The following is a 16,005-nucleotide window of genomic DNA, read 5'->3' as shown; positions in this document are numbered from 1 at the left end:
AACTCCTTCGAGGTAGTCCACGCTGCTGCGTTCTTGATCGACGAGTATGAGTTCTCGATCGCTCCGCGGTCACTGTACTGTTCGATCTGACTTTTCGTCCAGCGCCGATCTAATGCGACCTCGTCACTCGCGTCGAGACTCGTAATGAAGGGCTGTGGCGATCCCTCTTCATGGACGTCATCATCTCCCGCGGGGGGTAACACGACGACGTTCGTATGTACTGCGTGGTTTGAGACGCTGTCCTTTACTGTACCGTGCATGACGAAATCCTCCTCGACATACAGCGGGGTGTCGTTCGATTCGTGATATCCCCGCTTCAGTTGGTCAAACTGGTCACACATCGGTCCAATCCGATGTTGATCTTTCTTGGCAGGGATTACGTAATCCAACCGCTTGTTAATANATCGGTCCAATCCGATGTTGATCTTTCTTGGCAGGGATTACGTAATCCAACCGCTTGTTAATAAGCGTCTGAAGGACGTCTACAGCGTGGAATTCACGATCGGCATACACCATCCTAATGTCGACATAGTCTTCGGCGATCGAGAGAAGTCGCCGTGCAACATCCCCAACGTAGTAGGAACTATCCTTACCGGGATAGGCGTCTGTCGCAGCGTAATCCGTACTCCCGAGCGGACACACCCCAACGACGTAATGAGTGTTCTCGCCGACGATCACGACCGTCGCAAACTTGTGACACCAGCTGTACTCTTTTCCTTCAGGTGCGCCCTGTACCCATTCCATCTCGTCACGATCGCCATAGTAGGCAACGTACGTCATATCTAGCGCGACTTTCGCCCGGGTCCCAAATCGTGAGCCGTTCCCGTGTTCGAGCTCTCTAATTCGGGGCTTCGCGCGTGTGTAGGTTTTCCGGAGAGCGAAATTCAGCACAGTCGCGATCTCCTCGACGGACATTTGCTTGAGCGCTTCCAACAGCGTCTCACCAGATGGGCCGTCCTCGTAGAACGGGTCATCAACAGCGGGGTCTGGATTTTTCATGTCGCCCAGCTTCTGGCCCGAATCGTGTGCCGCCTGCTGCTTGATCGACGCGATTGCTTCTAAGACGAGTAACTCATCGTCGTCGTAGATCGCGTCATCCGGCCGAGGGAGTGAGATTGAAGGGATGGCTACTGATTTCAACTCATCAAGCACCTCGTGGCCCTTCTTTCGTAGCAAGCGTTGGACGGTTCGATTTGACAGCGACTGTTTGTCCTCGTCGTCCGCTGTTTTGAGAAGATCATTCCCGATCGGTGCGCCCCGTTCAGCTGCAAGTGCTCGAATCTCTTTCACTCCCCGTTCAACGGGTNTTGAGAAGATCATTCCCGATCGGTGCGCCCCGTTCAGCTGCAAGTGCTCGAATCTCTTTCACTCCCCGTTCAACGGGTGACTGAAGTTCTTCGAATCGTCCTTCATCTAATCGCGTTGGCTTGAACGTGCTTTCTGAGGGAAGATCATCGAGGTCAAAACCCATAGTAGTGGCCAACTCTGGATTTGCTTCAAGTTGGTCCGGGATCGTCGTCAAGGAGATATCTTCGGCTTTCGCCCACACGTATGCGAGAAACATTCGTGGAAACGGTGTGGCAGTGTGCCAATCTGGATACCTGTCTCGTCGTTCAAATCGGTCGGTGTCAAACTCATCAATGAGATCTATCCATTCTGTCTCTTCGTCGATGATCTCATCTGCTTGCTTTCCAAGGACTGTGACCGGAGAGGAGGGGGTATCTGGGAGATTCAGCAGCATTTCCATTGAGTTAACAGAGCTCAACAAGATATTCTCACTTTATTCAGTCTCGATATAGATTACTGGGCGAAGTCTCATCAGATATTGTGAGATACAGTTGGTAGTAATTTTACCAAAACTGATGAATTCTCTAAGTTCGTGGTATTTCCACATTTTGTGAGAATATTTAACCCAAAATTTAATATCTATCCTATATATTTGAAATTGCAATGCGAAAGAACTCAAATTCGAGTTTAACCCGGAGAACTGCTTTAAAAACAATTGCCGGTGTGGGTCTCGTCGGCGTTACCGGTATGGGTAGAGTATCAGCAGATAACAATGACTTCCAGACATCATCCTCTGGGTGGGTTGAGTATGACGATGACGAATTCGTTTCACAAACAACAAGCGTAAGACTGGAATATGTCGTGAGTGAATGGCAGACCCGTCCCGATGGAAGTGAGGTTTATTCTCATATATTTAATTATGAAATGGTTGCAGAAGATTACGATGAAGATAATGATCAAAAATCGTATGGCATAGAAAAACAGGAATTTATAGCTGAGACTGATGGAACCGCATCCTTTGACCAAGTTCCAAATTCTAGTAAATACATACGGAGTATGGCAAAGCCCTACGATGTTGGAGATGGTAATTATAATAGTCTCGTACAGACAGCTACCACTGAACTTCTCTCAGAAACACCAGCGGGTTATCTTCTTTCTGCCGCAGATATTTACCAATCATTCTATGATCCTGGTGCGTTCGACACATCAGACCCGACAAAGTTTGAACTGACACAGGATTATGCTTTAACAAACTGGGCATCGTCATATTTCGTAGGCTTCCAAGCAGATATGGATACAATTAACAGTACTTCTGGAACAATGACTATCGAATCCGATACTGGATGGGAAAATATAGGTATTGATGTCACATTTGTTCCAGGCGGATCTGTTTCACCGAATTCACCCACAAGTCCTTCAATAGATGAGTTAGAGTATGATGATCTCCAGGATATGAGTAATAATGAATTAGCTGAGTATGGAATCGAGCGAATAACGACGGAAAAGATCCGAAATAATAAAATCAAGCATAAAGTTCCCAAGTGGAAAATCAGTGAATACCGGAGACAGTCAGGTCCAGCATATGTAACAACGGAATCTACCGATATAACTATCAATAAATCAGATTGACGACTGAACTATGTAGATAGTCGGTAATATTAGAGTAGAAAATTTTAATACTATTTAGCATCAATAATAACTTTGTGATGAAGTTGTACTGCTCACGACGGAACATGACTAAGATGATCTCAATACTTGGATTTGGTAGTATAAGTGGATGTCTCAGTACTTCCAACGAGAATTCGCCGATAGAATTACTTTATATTATGACCACAAATAATAGTGAGAAGAAACAAAAGATTGATCTACAGTTGCTCACGGGAGGGGAACGTCTTTTTACAAAAACCATAGAAATGCCACCTGTCGGGACAGATAATTCGGAAGTGCCCGGAACAACGACAGCGAGCCAATACATGTTTGTTCCGGATCTAGAAAATCCGATAACTGAACCCGTACTTAGGGTGCGCTATTCGAATACGGATTCGTGGGTTGAAACTGAACTCACAGATGCGGATCACCGTCATGTCGCGGGAATTGTTAAGTTGTGGCCTCAATCTCCGGAACTGGGGTACGTCGAATATCCAAAAGATCCAGATGGAGAAACTGGAGAAGTTGAAGGTGCAGGGTTAACTGCGAGTGAAGCCAAGGAGTTCGTTGATTCGTATCTCGAAGACCAAGGAGATCGTGACTACGAGGTTTGACTTGTAAACAGACTTCTTTTGGAGGATGTGTTTGTTGCGTACTATCTGCTTACTATTCTAGTTGTGAATTAAAGTAACGAATGATCTATCTATCTCATAACCCTTGAATTGTAGATTCAGTAATGAGTGTACCATTAGATTGATATCTATCGCAGAATGTCCTTAGCCACTCAACAGTTTGTTGAGAGTCATTCATCAGAATTCCTTTAATACCCCCTCCTGAGTGGAAAATAAGTACTCCGACCTCCCTAGATGGTGTGTTAATAACCCATCCCGTGTAAGGAATTGACTTATCAATCGAGAATAAATTCATACGGTCATCACTACATAATTGTTTTAGATCCTCTTTACGCATTTGTGCCATCGATTCAATCACATCTTTTTCAGCAATTATTTTAGCCTTCGTATTATTTCTATTAATAGTATTATGAATCATATCAAGATAATACGTAAGAGCTACTGTTGATGTTGCCTGAAATTGTGTCGCTGACTTAAGAATTTCAGAAATATGTTGAAGACAGGTTTCTGGCGCTTTGGGGTCTGCTATTCGATATTCAGCACCCCGAAAGATATCACGAGGAATTTGTTCTGCATCACTGAGCGAACAGACGAGATCTGTTGTACCTGCCAATGAATCCATGAAAGCATTATAGTCTTTGATCTCATCTCTCGCTAACTTACCCTTATTCGTAAGTTCATACTGTCCTCTCTCTGACTCTCGGATAAGCTGGTGATTTTTAAATGATTTTATACCACGATCAACAGTTGTTCTAGATTTTTCGCTATCTGTGACGATTTCTGGAATCGTTTTCTGGGAGTCACCAATACACTCCAAGATAGGGTACCGCTTGTGGATTACCTCACGCAGGGCTTCTCCGTCTGGTTGAGGGACCATAATACAGATCATAACTAATTAGAAAATAAATTCTTCTGTATATGCAATTTAATGAGATCTGGCACATACTTTCTATTATTTTAAATATATGTTATGAAAAGACGCGAACGTTTCTTGTCGTTCGCAACTCACATGAGAATTGGGAGCCACACAGTTTCGGAGGATGGCCAGAAATAGACTGTTTTCCGGGATTGACGAACCTGAAGAAAGGCTCTCAAAACAGTCCACTTACTGGCAGTCTGAGATCTCCAAGAACATCTGGAGAGTAAACGGAGAGACGACCGAAATTGTGCCTGAAGTGACAGCGTTGCCACTCATAGCCGCCACGAGAATCTGGGTCTCAGCTAAGCACTACCCGTACGGGAGAAGTGCTGATGAGACCAGCTCCGTTGTCTCTCCGGCTGTCAGAACTGGTGGCCGATCGAAAACTCCATCCTCAATTCCACCGACTTCTGCCTTCAACAGGAAATCTGTCATCCGCCAAATATTGTGTAATAACGCTCCGAACACGAAGTAGAACAACCGAACGCGGTAGTCTTTGGAGGATGTTTTAGCGAGGAACTCGTGTTTGATCGACTTGTATTCACTCTCAATCTGCCAGCGCGAACTGTATCTCCGACTGAGCGACTTTGCCTCAGCTGGACCGACGTCGACGTTCGTCGCGAACACGCTTGTCCCATCACTATTCTTTGATGGAACGTACAGGAACCGCATCGAGTGGGACCCATTCTTGAGATGGACACTGCTCTCCTCAACAGCAACCTCCTGCCCGTCATCATTCATTCGTTCAATGGCCTCCTTTTCAGGCGCATTGACCCGTGTCGGGATCAGGTAGTCTACATTCAGGTTCGACAGCGTCTGGAAGACATGTTTTGAATCAAACTCCGCGTCACAGAGGACCATCTCAATATTGACGTGTTCACGCGCCCGCTGAATTAGCCGGCGTACCGTTCTGTGAATCCGGTTTGACGGGTTCTCGTCCCACGAAGAACTTTCGCGAACAGGCTCTACTTCGAGGATGAAAGGAATGTTTCGGCCGACGATCGTGAGGGTCGCGTACTTGTACACGAGACCTTCTCCATCAGTATCGCCGCTCACCATCGGCATTGCTTCAACTTGGCCATAGTAGGGCACCTTCGTGATGTCGATCGCAACCGTTGCGGGTTCTCGGAATCCGGACTCGGCCCCGAGAAGTGACAATAATCGGCCAGAGGCTTCGTGGAACCCTTCGATGAGAGATTCCGTGGAGAACTGTTTTATTGTCCGTAGATGCGTGTCCCCGTGTGGACCCTTCTCATCTCCTCGTCGCCGCTGGAACCGAGACGCACCTTGGGCGCTTCCGCAGCCAGTCATCCCCATGTATGTCTGGAGTTCGAAGAACTGTGTGTCGTCGTATTGCGTATTCCTTGCTCGTCCAGAGTCAAATGAATCAAACCCATATGAGCGAGCGAGCCGCGTTGTCTGGTGAATCTCACTCCCCGTAAACTGTGAGTTTTGTTCGTTATCTTCTCTAATTGTCGGCTCGTCGTCTTCGATTTCTACTGGGGATCGGACCTTCGGTGTGATAATTTCGAAGTCATGAACAGCGCGAATGAGTCGATGTGCAGCAGCGGTGATGAACTCCTGAGTTGTTTCGTTGAATCGGTTCTCCCAAGTCCGTGACATGGCGGACTCGGACGGTATATTCTCGAGTCCGAATACCTCTGCCAGCTCGGGATGGCGGGAGATTCGCCGATAGCTCCAGCCGGAGATCTCACGGTAGAGGAAGAGTTTGAGCATCCCCTGAAACGAATGAGAGTTCGGATGCCACTCGGGGTATTCGTCTTCGAGCTTCTCGAACGGTCCCTCGAGTCTTGTGAGAATGGGATCGAGAGGAGCGCCAGCCCAAAGCCCGTCGAAAAGCTTCTCAGAGACGAGGTATGCATCGGAGAGCGGGCTCGATTCTTCCACGGATCTCCAGTCCACCATGTGTAACATTTATCGATCTCTTACTGATGAAGCTACTGAAGGTCGGAATTTTGTTGGAAATCTCACCTCAGAAATCAAGTGGTTGCCATAAGAGAATTACCGAATACAATGGTCTACTTTACTCATGGTCAAGACGAAACATAACAGGCTGGACTACTCTGCTGATATTCTTGTTAGATGATGAATTCTAACCCAGTTGCGGTCAGTACAGGTGGCTCACGAATCGCTCAGTATACCGTTTCAACGGACCCAAGAAACATCACATTTCGACTCAGATAGGATGGCATGGCTCTAATAAACGAGGACGATCTTGAGTGGTCTGAGCTTGACGACGGGGATATGAAACTTCGGCGGAAGCAGCTAGGGGAAGCGGCTGGCGGCGATCAACTCGGGTGTAGCCTGTATGAGTTGCCGGCGGGCGAATCGTCGTGGCCGTACCACTATCATACTGCAAATGAAGAGGCAATCTACGTGCTAGCTGGTCGAGGTACACTTCGGCTTGCTGGTGAGACGTACTCACTCAATGAACAGGACTATGTGGCACTTCCAGCCGATGCGACTGGTGGACACAAAATTATCAATGACTCGGATGGATCACTTCGATATCTCGCGTTCTCGACGATGAACGAGCCCGAGGTAACAGTCTATCCGGACTCGAACAAACTCGGGGTGTTTGTTGGGTCGCCACCCGGCGGACGTGGAGAACGAGCCGTTCACGGATACTACGCCATTGACGATGATATCGATTATTGGGAGAGCGAGTAATCTCATCCATTACTTCGGTTAGTAAGCAGGTCTCATCGACCGGCTGTTTCAGGCGAGAATCTGTTTGAAGAAGGCGATTCAACATAGCTGTTGAGCTGAACTTGAGCCCCCAATCGAATGAATATACCACCTTTTGACCGACAATGAACGCTGAAATGACACTAACCCACCCTATATATCAATATTCAGAGTTATATTTAATATTTACAATACCGCTAACTGAAGTCAGGGTCTAGGCTTTGTTGCTATCGCTGCTTCACTTGGTCACCTAGTCGGTGATGACGGCGGTCGAGGCTCAGATTCCTCCCTCGTTATAATCTATTCAAAAAACTCCGAAATTAAGGCACGCATCAAACACATCCTCCGAGACTGTGTCCAATCCACCGTTTCGGAGGATAGGCCAGTTTTGGGTTAAATTGGCATCAATTCGTGGTTCTTCTCACCGATCAGGTGCTGATGTCGAGCCCTCTTGGTCGTATCTATCAGGCGAACGTGCGAAATTGCGTGGATTTTGGCTCTGCTGAGCAGGGTTGTCACTCCCGAACGGCAGACNCCGAGGCAACGAGTTCAACACACTCACCTGCGGTAAGTACGGGTGCGTAGTCCATCTCGCCGTCGACGTCCGCTTTCAGCAAGAAGTCGATGAGCCGCCAGATATTGTACAAGAGTACCGCGAACACGAAGTAGAACAGGCGAACGCGGTAGTCTTTCGAGGAGGTCTTGGCGAGAAAGTCGCCCTTGATCGATTTGTACTCGCTCTCGATCTGCCACCGGCGGCTGTAGCGCTGACAGAACATCTCTGCTTCCTCCGGATCGACTCGGTGATTCGTCGCGAAGACGGCCGTACCATCGCCACTCGTTGAGGGAACGTACAGGAGCCGCATTGGATGCGATCCAGATTCCACATGGACGGAAGCCGACTCAACGGCCACCTCTTGGTCGTCTTCCTTCATTTGTTCGAGTACATCCCGTTCGGAGCTGGAGACCCGCTTCGGAATGAGGTAGTTCACATCGAGGTTTGAGAGCGTCTGAAACACGCGTATCGAATCGAACTCCCGATCACACAGCACTGTCTCGATGGGGACGAGCTCTTTCGCTCGTTGAACCAATCGTCGCACAGTACGATGAATCTGATTCGACGGGTTCTCATCCCACTCGGAGCTCTCTCGGACCGACTCAACGGCGAGAACAAGCGGGATATTCTGTCCAATGATTGAGAGCGTGGCGAATTTGAACGCTCGCTCGTCTCTGTCCTTGGTCCCGCTGACCATCGGCATTCCTTCGACATCCCCGTAATAGGGAATCGTCGTGATATCGATCGCGGCTGTGACTGGACGCCGGAACGATGCTTCAGAGGCGATCACGGAGAGTAAGCGATCTGCTGTCTCGTTGAAACCGTCCACGAGCTCGTCAGGATCGAACTGCTTGACGGCGCGGAGATGAGTATCTCCATGGGGGCTGTACTCTTCGCCACGACGGTATTGGAAGCGAGTCGATCCCTGTGCGGTTCCGCACCGAACCATCCCCATGAACGTCTGTAACTCGAAGAATTGCGTGTCTTCGTAAGAGGCGTTCGACGCTCGACCAGAGTCGAAGTGACCGAAGGCGTGATCACGCGCGAGGCGGGTCGTTTGGATGATCTCTTCCTGTGAGAAGGATTCGTCTTCTACTGAGTTTCGGTCTTCTTCGGTATCCTCGACGATCTCAGACTTTGACCGCACCTCCGGTGCTGGGATGTCGCGATCGTGGACTTCTTTGACAACGAAGTGGGCGGTAGCGTGGACATATTCGTGAACAGCGTCATCGAATCGATTTCGCCATGCCCGCGAGAATGCTGAATCGTCAGGCACTCGGCCGAATCCGAGTATATTCGCCACTTCCGGTTGTCGGGTAAGTCGCCGAGTGAAGTCGGCGTACGAGTCACCCGTTATTTCGATAAACACGAACGAGAGGACCATCGCGCGAAAGGAGAGCGGCGCAGGATGCCACGCTGGATACCCGTCTTCGATCGCGTCTATCGAGTGATCGAGATTCTCGAATACGGTGACGAGATCGGTTTCTTTGAGTTCGTCCCGGATGACGCTCCCGAGCTGATATTGTTCGATCGTCACCTACCAATGCGCCGATCGTCGAGGAACTGTTGCATCTGTTCGAGCGCGATCTGTGCTTCTGCCCGATTCTCTTTCAAATCCGATATCGCAGACTCCGGAAGCCCGAGTTCACCTGCCAAGAGAATCAGCCGATCAAGGAGCGTGATTTCCAGACGCTCGTTAATCATCCCGATGCTAATAACATCAAGATCGCGGAGGTCGTCGTCTTCGACATCGAGAATGAACTGATATTTCTCGGCAAGCAACCCCTCCATGATCGGACTCCCCTGTTCGCGGGGTTCCATATCAAGCGCCGCGAAGATGGCTTCAATACGGTCGATCTGGTCGACCGTATCGCCCTCGTGGCTACCGAAAATAGCCCGGACTTCGTCGCTCGCTGCGGCGGCGGCAAGATCGCTGTGAAGGTCGAGAATTTCGATCTCGGCGTGGTAGAGCTTCTGGAGTTCTCGATCGAAAAGTTCGCGCTTGGACGTGATAGACATCTCTATCGGACCTCCTCCGAGTCGTCTTCCAGTAATTGATCGCGCAGACAGTCTTGTACTACGTCGGTATCGACGGCCCCACTCTCCATCAGGAGGTAGAGACTACCGGCGGACATTGGCTCGTCCGATTGGAGGTCTTCAAGGAGTTCCGGAATCCCCACATCTGTCGCCTCAATATCCAGGGACACAGACTCGACGAGCAGTCCGTCCCGGTGGCCGGCTCGTCGAAGGGCTGCCGTGAACAGTCGCTCGGGAACCGTGTCTTGAGATTCCTGCCCATTACGCATCAGTGCGGCGACGCCGACCGTTCGAAGGAGAAAGGCGAGGCCGTCACGAACACCAGCTTGGAGATCTTCGTCCGCATTCTGCCACTGCTTCCCTTCATCTACTACTTCTCCGAAGATATCACGCCACTCGTCGTCATCCAACTCGTCGACCAGAATCGAAAAATCCAGCATCGAGCTATAGACGCGCTCACGGATGTCCCGTCGGCGTTGGTACCGTTGCTGTTTCGCGTGTTGCCCGTCGTACTCTTTTTCACCGTTTAACCACCGACGGTCTTCGGTGGTGAGCATCGCATTCTTTCGGCCGGTCATATACACCTCGATGAGCGACAGCATGATAAAACACGTCCGAAAGTAAATGGGATATACTACACTACTATAGAAATATTATTTACCCTGTGGCTGGATAGCCGTATATGAATCGTATCGTGTCTCAGTTGGGATTGCCGGCCACCAGCGACATTTCTGGGGTGTTCAGAACCGATGGCTGACGTCGAAACGAACAGTCCGGTAGAGGACTACAGCGGGCAATCGAGCCCTGCGAGACTCGTCGAGATCGCCCGCTATTTTCTCTTCATCGGTATCGTCGGATTCGGCGGACCGCTCGTCCACATCGCCATGATGGAAGACGATCTGGTTGGTGAGGACTCACGAGAATGGACTAACGAGTCGATCTTCATGGAGGGGCTGGCGATCTGTAATATGCTCCCTGGACCGGCGTCGACGCAACTCGGTATCTTCATGGGATGGATTCGCGCCGGTAATCCGGGCGCGATCGTCGCCGGGTTCTTTTTCATGCTCCCGACGTTCATCCTCGTCGTCTTTTTCTCTTGGCTGTACTTCGCGTATCAGACGCTTCCAGCCGTCGAAGCCGCCTTCTACGGCATCAACCCGGTCGTTATTGGGCTCATCGTCGGTGCCGCGTACTCGATGGCACAGAGCGCCCTTGCTGACGGCAAGTCACATGCCGAGTTCGAGATCGGTTCAGATACATGGTCAGTGGACTTCCTGCTGGTGGCGCTGCTGGTCGCTGCGATCGTTGTGACGGCCACGCTGAACCCGAATCCCGTCCTCGAATTCATCGTGGCCGGACTCATCGCTGTCGTGCTCTATCGGTCGGACTGGGTACGGACGAACGTGAAACAAATCGCCGCTACCGGCGTCGTAACAGCCATCTTCGGTGGCCTGTACGCGTTTCGAAGCCGCGTACTCGATCTGGTCGGTCCCCGTATTCGGACGGCAATCGAGGCGAGTCCGCTCTGGGGACTCGCGCTCACCCTCTGGGCGAACCCGTGGGTGAAGCTGTTCCTGTTTATGATCTACACAGGCTCGTTCATCTACGGTGGCGGTCTCGTCCTCATCCCGTTCATCGAAAAGTACGTCGTCAACGAGTTCGCGTGGTTGACCGCACGAGAGTTCGTCGACGGCATCGCTATCGGTCAGCTATCTCCCGGTCCGGTCGTGATGACGACGGCGTTTGTCGGCTACAAGTTGTTGTTGGACGTCTCCGGCGGGGTGCTGTGGATCGCCATCCTCGGAGCGTTGGTCGCCACGGTCGGGGCGTTTGGCCCGTCGTTCGTGTTCATTATGGGCTTCTTCCCATATTTCGCGCGAGTCCGGGAGAACGACATCATTCAGACGGCGCTGATCGGGGTCAACGCCGCTGTCGTCGGGGCGATCCTCGGTGCGACCGTCACACTCGCCGCGGAGTCGTTCGTCGACGTCTTCACCGTCGCCCTCGCCGTTGTTACGTTCGGACTGTTCGTCCGCGGGACGCACGCCGCATATCTGATTCTCGGCGGCGGAGGAGTCGGCATGGCATGGTACTTCCTCATCCTATGAGCCAGGTACCGCCAATCAGGTACGGAAACGTAAGCACGCAATTGAGTTCAGCAGGATTCCGAGTATGAGTCAGGATCAAGTCACGGTTGAGACGGACGAATCGGGACCACTAGATACATTCCGGCAGTTCTTCGCGCTGGAGCGAGACGTGCTGGTGCTGTCGTTGGCGATGTTCGCGTTTAGTCTCGGCTTCCAGATGACCAGTCGGTTTCTTCCCGAGTACATGGTCGCGCTCGGAGCCTCTGGGTTTGTGGTTGGTCTGTTCGGGACCGTTGGGAACATCATCTCGGCGGTGTTCCCGTATCCGGGCGGCGCTATCTCAGACCGCATCGGCTCCCGCTACGCACTCACGCTGTTCGGACTGATCTCGACGCTCGGCTTCGGGGTCTGGTTGGTCGCGCCGAACCTCGGAGCGATCACCGTCGCCGGCGTGACGATCCAGCCTTGGATCTGGATCTTCGTCGGCCTCCTGCTCGCACAGGGGTGGAAATCGTTCGGGCTGGGCGCGACGTTCGCAGTCGTCAAGCAGGCGACGGACCCCTCGCGGCTGGCAGCCGGCTTCGCCAGCACCGAAACCTTCCGCCGGACGGCGTTCCTCATCGGGCCGGTGCTCGCGGCCGTCCTCATCGGCTTCCACCCCGCGTTCACGGTGAGCTTCCAGTACGTTCTCGCCGTTGCCGTGGTCTTCGGAATTATCGGGACCGTCGCCCAGCATCTCCTGTACGACGCCGGTGAAGACTCTCTCGGTGGTTCGTTCGAGGGGATCGACCAGATCCGACGCGACCTGCGGGAGATGCCCGCCCCGCTCCGCCCGCTGTTAGTCGGCGACACGCTCGTCCGGTTCGCTAACGGGATGGTGTACGTCTTCTTCGTGCTGGTGGTCACCCAGTTCTACCAGGTCGGATTCGAGACGACTGTATCGCTGGCTAGCTTCTCGTATGCGATCGATCTCTCGCCGGAGGCGTTCTTCGGCTACCTCCTAGGCGTCGAGATGCTGATCGCATTGTTGATCATGGCACCGGCAGCGAAACTCGCCGAGCGGGTCGGTATCAAGCCCATCGTCGCGCTGGGGTTCGCGGTCTACGCGCTATTCCCGATCGTCCTCATCGGCGGGCCGGAAGTCCTCGACCCGGTCATGCCGCTCCAGTGGGCGATGGTCTTCATCTTCGCGTTCTCCGGGCTGCGGTTTGCGGGGCTGCCCTCTCACAAGGCGCTAATCGTGGGTCCCGCCGAAGCCGGTGCTGGCGGGCGTGTCACCGGCACCTACTACCTCCTCCGGAACACCGTCGTTATCCCGAGCGCCGCACTTGGCGGCTACCTCTGGGAGTTCGTCAACCCAGAAATTGCGTTCACTATCGCAGCCGTGATTGGTGTCATCGGGACCGGATACTTCCTCGCGTTCGGCGAGGAGTTCGAGGCCTACGTCTGAACGCTCAAACTAGGTCGCAGGAGATAATGAGATAGATATTCTTGCCACTTGGTCAGCGCGACCACGCGTCTCGAAGCGATCCGACGATCCCGTTCGAAGAGTTTGTAGTGGCTCGCATCTCGGTTGCTTGGCGTTCGACATCATCAAACAGTGTTTCTACTCTCGTCTCGATTGTGTCTCGAACCTCCCGTACCGTCTCCATGTCCTGACCATCGGGGTTAGCGAGATCCCAACTCTGCGACTCGACGCCGTACTGCTCGGGGTTGAACTTACTGATGGAACATCCCATCGTGATCAAATACTGGGTCTCCTTCAGATACTCGAGGTCGGCGACGTACTCCGGTGTTCGATCCGAGATATCGATTCCGACCTCCGCCATTGCCTCGACGACTTCCTTGTGGACCGTATCGGCCGGGTCCGTTCCCCCGGAGTGAATGTCAACGACATCGTCAAGTCCCCGTTCGCTGCGCTCGCGCTCCGCGAACGCCGCAGCCATCTGGCTTCGCCCCGCGTTGTGAACACAAACGAAGTCGATCCGAAGTTTGTTAGTTGTCATTATAATCAGACTCGGTCAAACAAATAAAATACTTTATATGTGTGGAATATTCACATACTAATCGATATAGATCCCAGATCCTGATTTCGCAGAGTGAGCGGAACCGATGATAGGCTACAGTGGGATCTGCTCGGAGCTGAAAATTCGTATCAAATGGTCTGCTCGTCGGTGAACTGTCCTGCTATCCAGGATACCAAGTCAAAACGTCGTACTGACGGTCTCAACCAGACCGCTACCGTCGGTCAAAATCAGAAATTCTTTCGTGTTCTGTAGGGTGATCAGTCGTCGTCTAACGCGGGTTCACTCGGTGATTCACTCACAGATTCGTTGAGGCTTCCGGTCGTGTACCCACGCCAGTCATAGCGCCCTTGGAGGTATAGCGCCACCTTGACTAAGGCGAGCAGCACTGGTACCTCAATCAGGGGACCAATAACGGTCGCGAACGCCACCCCGGAGCCGACGCCGAACACCGCGACAGCAACCGCGATCGCGAGCTCAAAGTTATTCGACGCCGCTGTGAATCCGATCGCCGTCGTCGTCGAGTAGTCGGCACCGATCCCGCGGCCCATCCCGAAGCTGACGAAGAACATCACGACGAAGTAGATCGTGAGCGGCACCGCGATGAGCAGGACGTCACTTGGCTGCGCGACGATGCGCTCGCCCTGCATCGCGAACATCACGATCACTGTAAAGAGCAGCGCGATCAGCGTGAGCGGGCTGATCGTGGGTTCAAACGTCTCCTCGTACCATTCAACACCTTTCGCCCGCGTGCCGACGAATCGGGAGAGGATGCCGGCGGCGAAGGGGATCCCGAGGAAGATCGCGANCATTCAACACCTTTCGCCCGCGTGCCGACGAATCGGGAGAGGATGCCGGCGGCGAAGGGGATCCCGAGGAAGATCGCGATCGCCTCGAAAACCTGTATCGGTGTAATATTGAATGCGGAAATGCCGGCAACGAGCGATTCCATGCCCAGAATCGGAGGGAGGAATAGAGCGAAAAACCAGATGTACACGCCGTACGTAACGATCTGGAAAACGCTATTGAACGCGACGAGCCCCGCGGCGTACTCGTTCGAACCCTCGGCGAGCTCGTTCCAGACCAACACCATCGCGATACAGCGAGCCATCCCGATGAACACCAACCCGAGGAAGAACTCAGGTCGGGCAGGCAGTCCAGGAACGAGACCGCTAAAGAAGATGACCGCCAATCCGAACATCAGTGTGGGGCCGATGAGCCAGTTCTGGATGAGGCTCAGCCCGAGTACTTTCACGTTCTTGAAGACGGCGGGGAGTTGCCCGTAGTTGACCTTCGCGAGTGGTGGGTACATCATTAACACGAGGCCGATCTCCACGAGATGGAGGTCCTGAATCGGACCGGTCACCGACGGCGCAACGTAGCCGAGGCTGATCCCGATCGCCATCGCGCCGAAGATCCAGACGGTGAGGTACTTATCGAGGAAGTCCATCGATCTCGGGTCCCCGCAGGCCTCGCAGTCGCAGTTCGGCCCGTGCTCGTGAGTGGCGTCGCTCACGACGCCATCACCCCCGTCGTGTTGGGTGAGTCGGGAGGAGAGCGATACCTGTGTGTAGGCGGGTGAGTGCTCATAATGGGTGCGTCGGCAGCGGTCGTTACTCTTCGGCCGCGATCACGTCGAGTTGCACGTCTGCGCCGCCGGGGAGCGAGCAGACGCCGACGACGGTCCGCGGCGGGAGCTCGATGTCGTCGAACCGCGACTCGTAGACGTGATCGATCGCTTCCGCGGCGCTCGGCTCTGTGAGCTGTATTTCGAGTTTCATCACGTCGCCGAACGTCGCGTTCCGATTGTCGGCGAGCGCGGATTCGAGGTTGTCGAGTGCGGTCGAGAACTGCTCTTCGATTGAGCGATCACTCAACACTTGGCCATCGATTTCAGGAAGGATGCCCTCGAAAAAGCGCAGGTCTGACGACCCGGTTCGCTTCCCGAACGCTCCGATATTACTCGTGCCTTCACGTTGGCGCTTGCTCTCCTCGCTCAGCGCCGGATCGATGTTCATCTTGCTCTCGTGCTTCGACTCTGACTCGATCTCGGTTGTCTGCTGACCCATAATAGATGAACAGTTATTCATATATTAAAACTCTTCGA

12 protein-coding genes and 2 pseudogenes are annotated in these 16,005 nt (G+C 52.6%); 5 read left to right on the top strand and 9 right to left on the bottom strand.

The features are described from left to right. A pseudogene (locus tag C472_RS17905) lies at positions 1-341 on the bottom strand (transposase); the annotation flags it as partial. 1,609 nt (positions 342-1,950) lie between these two features. On the opposite strand from C472_RS17905, the gene C472_RS17140 reads away from it, so the two are divergent. Continuing rightward, complete coding sequence (locus C472_RS17140) at positions 1,951-2,916, top strand: hypothetical protein (protein ID WP_152420664.1); 966 nt, start codon at positions 1,951-1,953, stop codon at positions 2,914-2,916. Positions 2,917-3,020: 104 nt separating this feature from the next. Beyond that, positions 3,021-3,548 (top strand): hypothetical protein, encoded by a 528-nt coding sequence (locus tag C472_RS17900; RefSeq protein WP_241432998.1) that lies wholly within the window; start codon positions 3,021-3,023, stop codon positions 3,546-3,548. A 94-nt stretch (positions 3,549-3,642) separates the two neighbouring features. Here the strand turns inward: C472_RS17900 and C472_RS17135 are convergent, their stop codons facing one another. Further along, a complete protein-coding gene (locus C472_RS17135; RefSeq protein ID WP_152420663.1) occupies positions 3,643-4,443 on the bottom strand; it encodes a helix-turn-helix transcriptional regulator in 801 nt (266 codons plus the stop codon). Between the two features lie 351 nt (positions 4,444-4,794). Next, positions 4,795-6,411 carry a transposase gene (locus tag C472_RS15180; RefSeq protein WP_049906793.1) on the bottom strand — a complete coding sequence of 539 codons (1,617 nt, stop codon included), beginning with the start codon at positions 6,409-6,411 and terminating at the stop codon, positions 4,795-4,797. 285 nt (positions 6,412-6,696) lie between these two features. On the opposite strand from C472_RS15180, the gene C472_RS15175 reads away from it, so the two are divergent. After that, on the top strand, positions 6,697-7,176 hold the full coding sequence (locus C472_RS15175; protein ID WP_006630737.1) for a cupin domain-containing protein: 480 nt from the start codon (positions 6,697-6,699) through the stop codon (positions 7,174-7,176). 533 nt (positions 7,177-7,709) lie between these two features. On the opposite strand, the gene C472_RS15170 is transcribed toward C472_RS15175, so the two are convergent. From C472_RS15170 to C472_RS15160, 3 genes are read right to left on the bottom strand one after another with little or no spacing between them, the layout of a single operon-like run. After that, positions 7,710-9,287 (bottom strand): transposase, encoded by a 1,578-nt coding sequence (locus C472_RS15170; RefSeq protein WP_006630736.1) that lies wholly within the window; start codon positions 9,285-9,287, stop codon positions 7,710-7,712. Then, on the bottom strand, positions 9,284-9,769 hold the full coding sequence (locus C472_RS15165) for a DUF892 family protein (protein ID WP_006630735.1): 486 nt from the start codon (positions 9,767-9,769) through the stop codon (positions 9,284-9,286). Before C472_RS15165 ends, C472_RS15170 begins: the two co-directional genes overlap by 4 nt. Positions 9,770-9,771: 2 nt before the next feature. After that, positions 9,772-10,389 (bottom strand): hypothetical protein, encoded by a 618-nt coding sequence (locus tag C472_RS15160; RefSeq protein WP_241432997.1) that lies wholly within the window; start codon positions 10,387-10,389, stop codon positions 9,772-9,774. 147 nt (positions 10,390-10,536) lie between these two features. Between C472_RS15160 and chrA the strand changes: the two genes are divergently transcribed. Together chrA and C472_RS15150 are read left to right on the top strand one after the other, a co-directional pair. Then, positions 10,537-11,895: a chromate efflux transporter gene (gene chrA, locus C472_RS15155; RefSeq protein WP_006630734.1), complete on the top strand. Its 1,359-nt coding sequence runs from the start codon at positions 10,537-10,539 to the stop codon at positions 11,893-11,895. A gap of 64 nt (positions 11,896-11,959) precedes the next feature. After that, positions 11,960-13,324 carry an MFS transporter gene (locus tag C472_RS15150; protein WP_006630733.1) on the top strand — a complete coding sequence of 455 codons (1,365 nt, stop codon included), beginning with the start codon at positions 11,960-11,962 and terminating at the stop codon, positions 13,322-13,324. A gap of 52 nt (positions 13,325-13,376) precedes the next feature. Here C472_RS15150 and C472_RS15145 read toward each other — a convergent pair whose 3' ends face one another. The 3 genes and pseudogenes from C472_RS15145 to C472_RS15135 form a co-directional block, all read right to left on the bottom strand. Continuing rightward, on the bottom strand, positions 13,377-13,880 hold the full coding sequence (locus C472_RS15145) for an arsenate-mycothiol transferase ArsC (protein WP_082238287.1): 504 nt from the start codon (positions 13,878-13,880) through the stop codon (positions 13,377-13,379). Between the two features lie 278 nt (positions 13,881-14,158). Next, a pseudogene (locus C472_RS18100) lies at positions 14,159-15,414 on the bottom strand (arsenic resistance protein). Positions 15,415-15,511: 97 nt separating this feature from the next. Then, positions 15,512-15,967: a RidA family protein gene (locus C472_RS15135; RefSeq protein ID WP_049906791.1), complete on the bottom strand. Its 456-nt coding sequence runs from the start codon at positions 15,965-15,967 to the stop codon at positions 15,512-15,514. Positions 15,968-16,005: the final 38 nt, after the last annotated feature.

Origin of the sequence: Halorubrum tebenquichense DSM 14210 (genome assembly GCF_000337415.1) — an archaeon.
Classification (GTDB): Archaea; Halobacteriota; Halobacteria; order Halobacteriales; family Haloferacaceae; genus Halorubrum; species Halorubrum tebenquichense.
Note: the sequence above shows the minus strand (reverse complement) of the source record. Positions and strands in the feature narration are given on the sequence as shown.

Bases quoted from the DNA above. Each gene is read 5' to 3' on its own strand.
- C472_RS17140 (WP_152420664.1), top strand. From the start codon at position 1,951: ATGCGAAAGAACTCAAATTCGAGTTTAACCCGGAGAACTGCTTTAAAA.
- C472_RS17900 (WP_241432998.1), top strand. From the start codon at position 3,021: ATGACTAAGATGATCTCAATACTTGGATTTGGTAGTATAAGTGGATGT.
- C472_RS17135 (WP_152420663.1), bottom strand. From the start codon at position 4,443: ATGGTCCCTCAACCAGACGGAGAAGCCCTGCGTGAGGTAATCCACAAG.
- C472_RS15180 (WP_049906793.1), bottom strand. From the start codon at position 6,411: ATGGTGGACTGGAGATCCGTGGAAGAATCGAGCCCGCTCTCCGATGCA.
- C472_RS15175 (WP_006630737.1), top strand. From the start codon at position 6,697: ATGGCTCTAATAAACGAGGACGATCTTGAGTGGTCTGAGCTTGACGAC.
- C472_RS15165 (WP_006630735.1), bottom strand. From the start codon at position 9,769: ATGTCTATCACGTCCAAGCGCGAACTTTTCGATCGAGAACTCCAGAAG.
- C472_RS15160 (WP_241432997.1), bottom strand. From the start codon at position 10,389: ATGCTGTCGCTCATCGAGGTGTATATGACCGGCCGAAAGAATGCGATG.
- chrA (WP_006630734.1), top strand. From the start codon at position 10,537: ATGGCTGACGTCGAAACGAACAGTCCGGTAGAGGACTACAGCGGGCAA.
- C472_RS15150 (WP_006630733.1), top strand. From the start codon at position 11,960: ATGAGTCAGGATCAAGTCACGGTTGAGACGGACGAATCGGGACCACTA.
- C472_RS15145 (WP_082238287.1), bottom strand. From the start codon at position 13,880: ATGACAACTAACAAACTTCGGATCGACTTCGTTTGTGTTCACAACGCG.
- C472_RS15135 (WP_049906791.1), bottom strand. From the start codon at position 15,967: ATGGGTCAGCAGACAACCGAGATCGAGTCAGAGTCGAAGCACGAGAGC.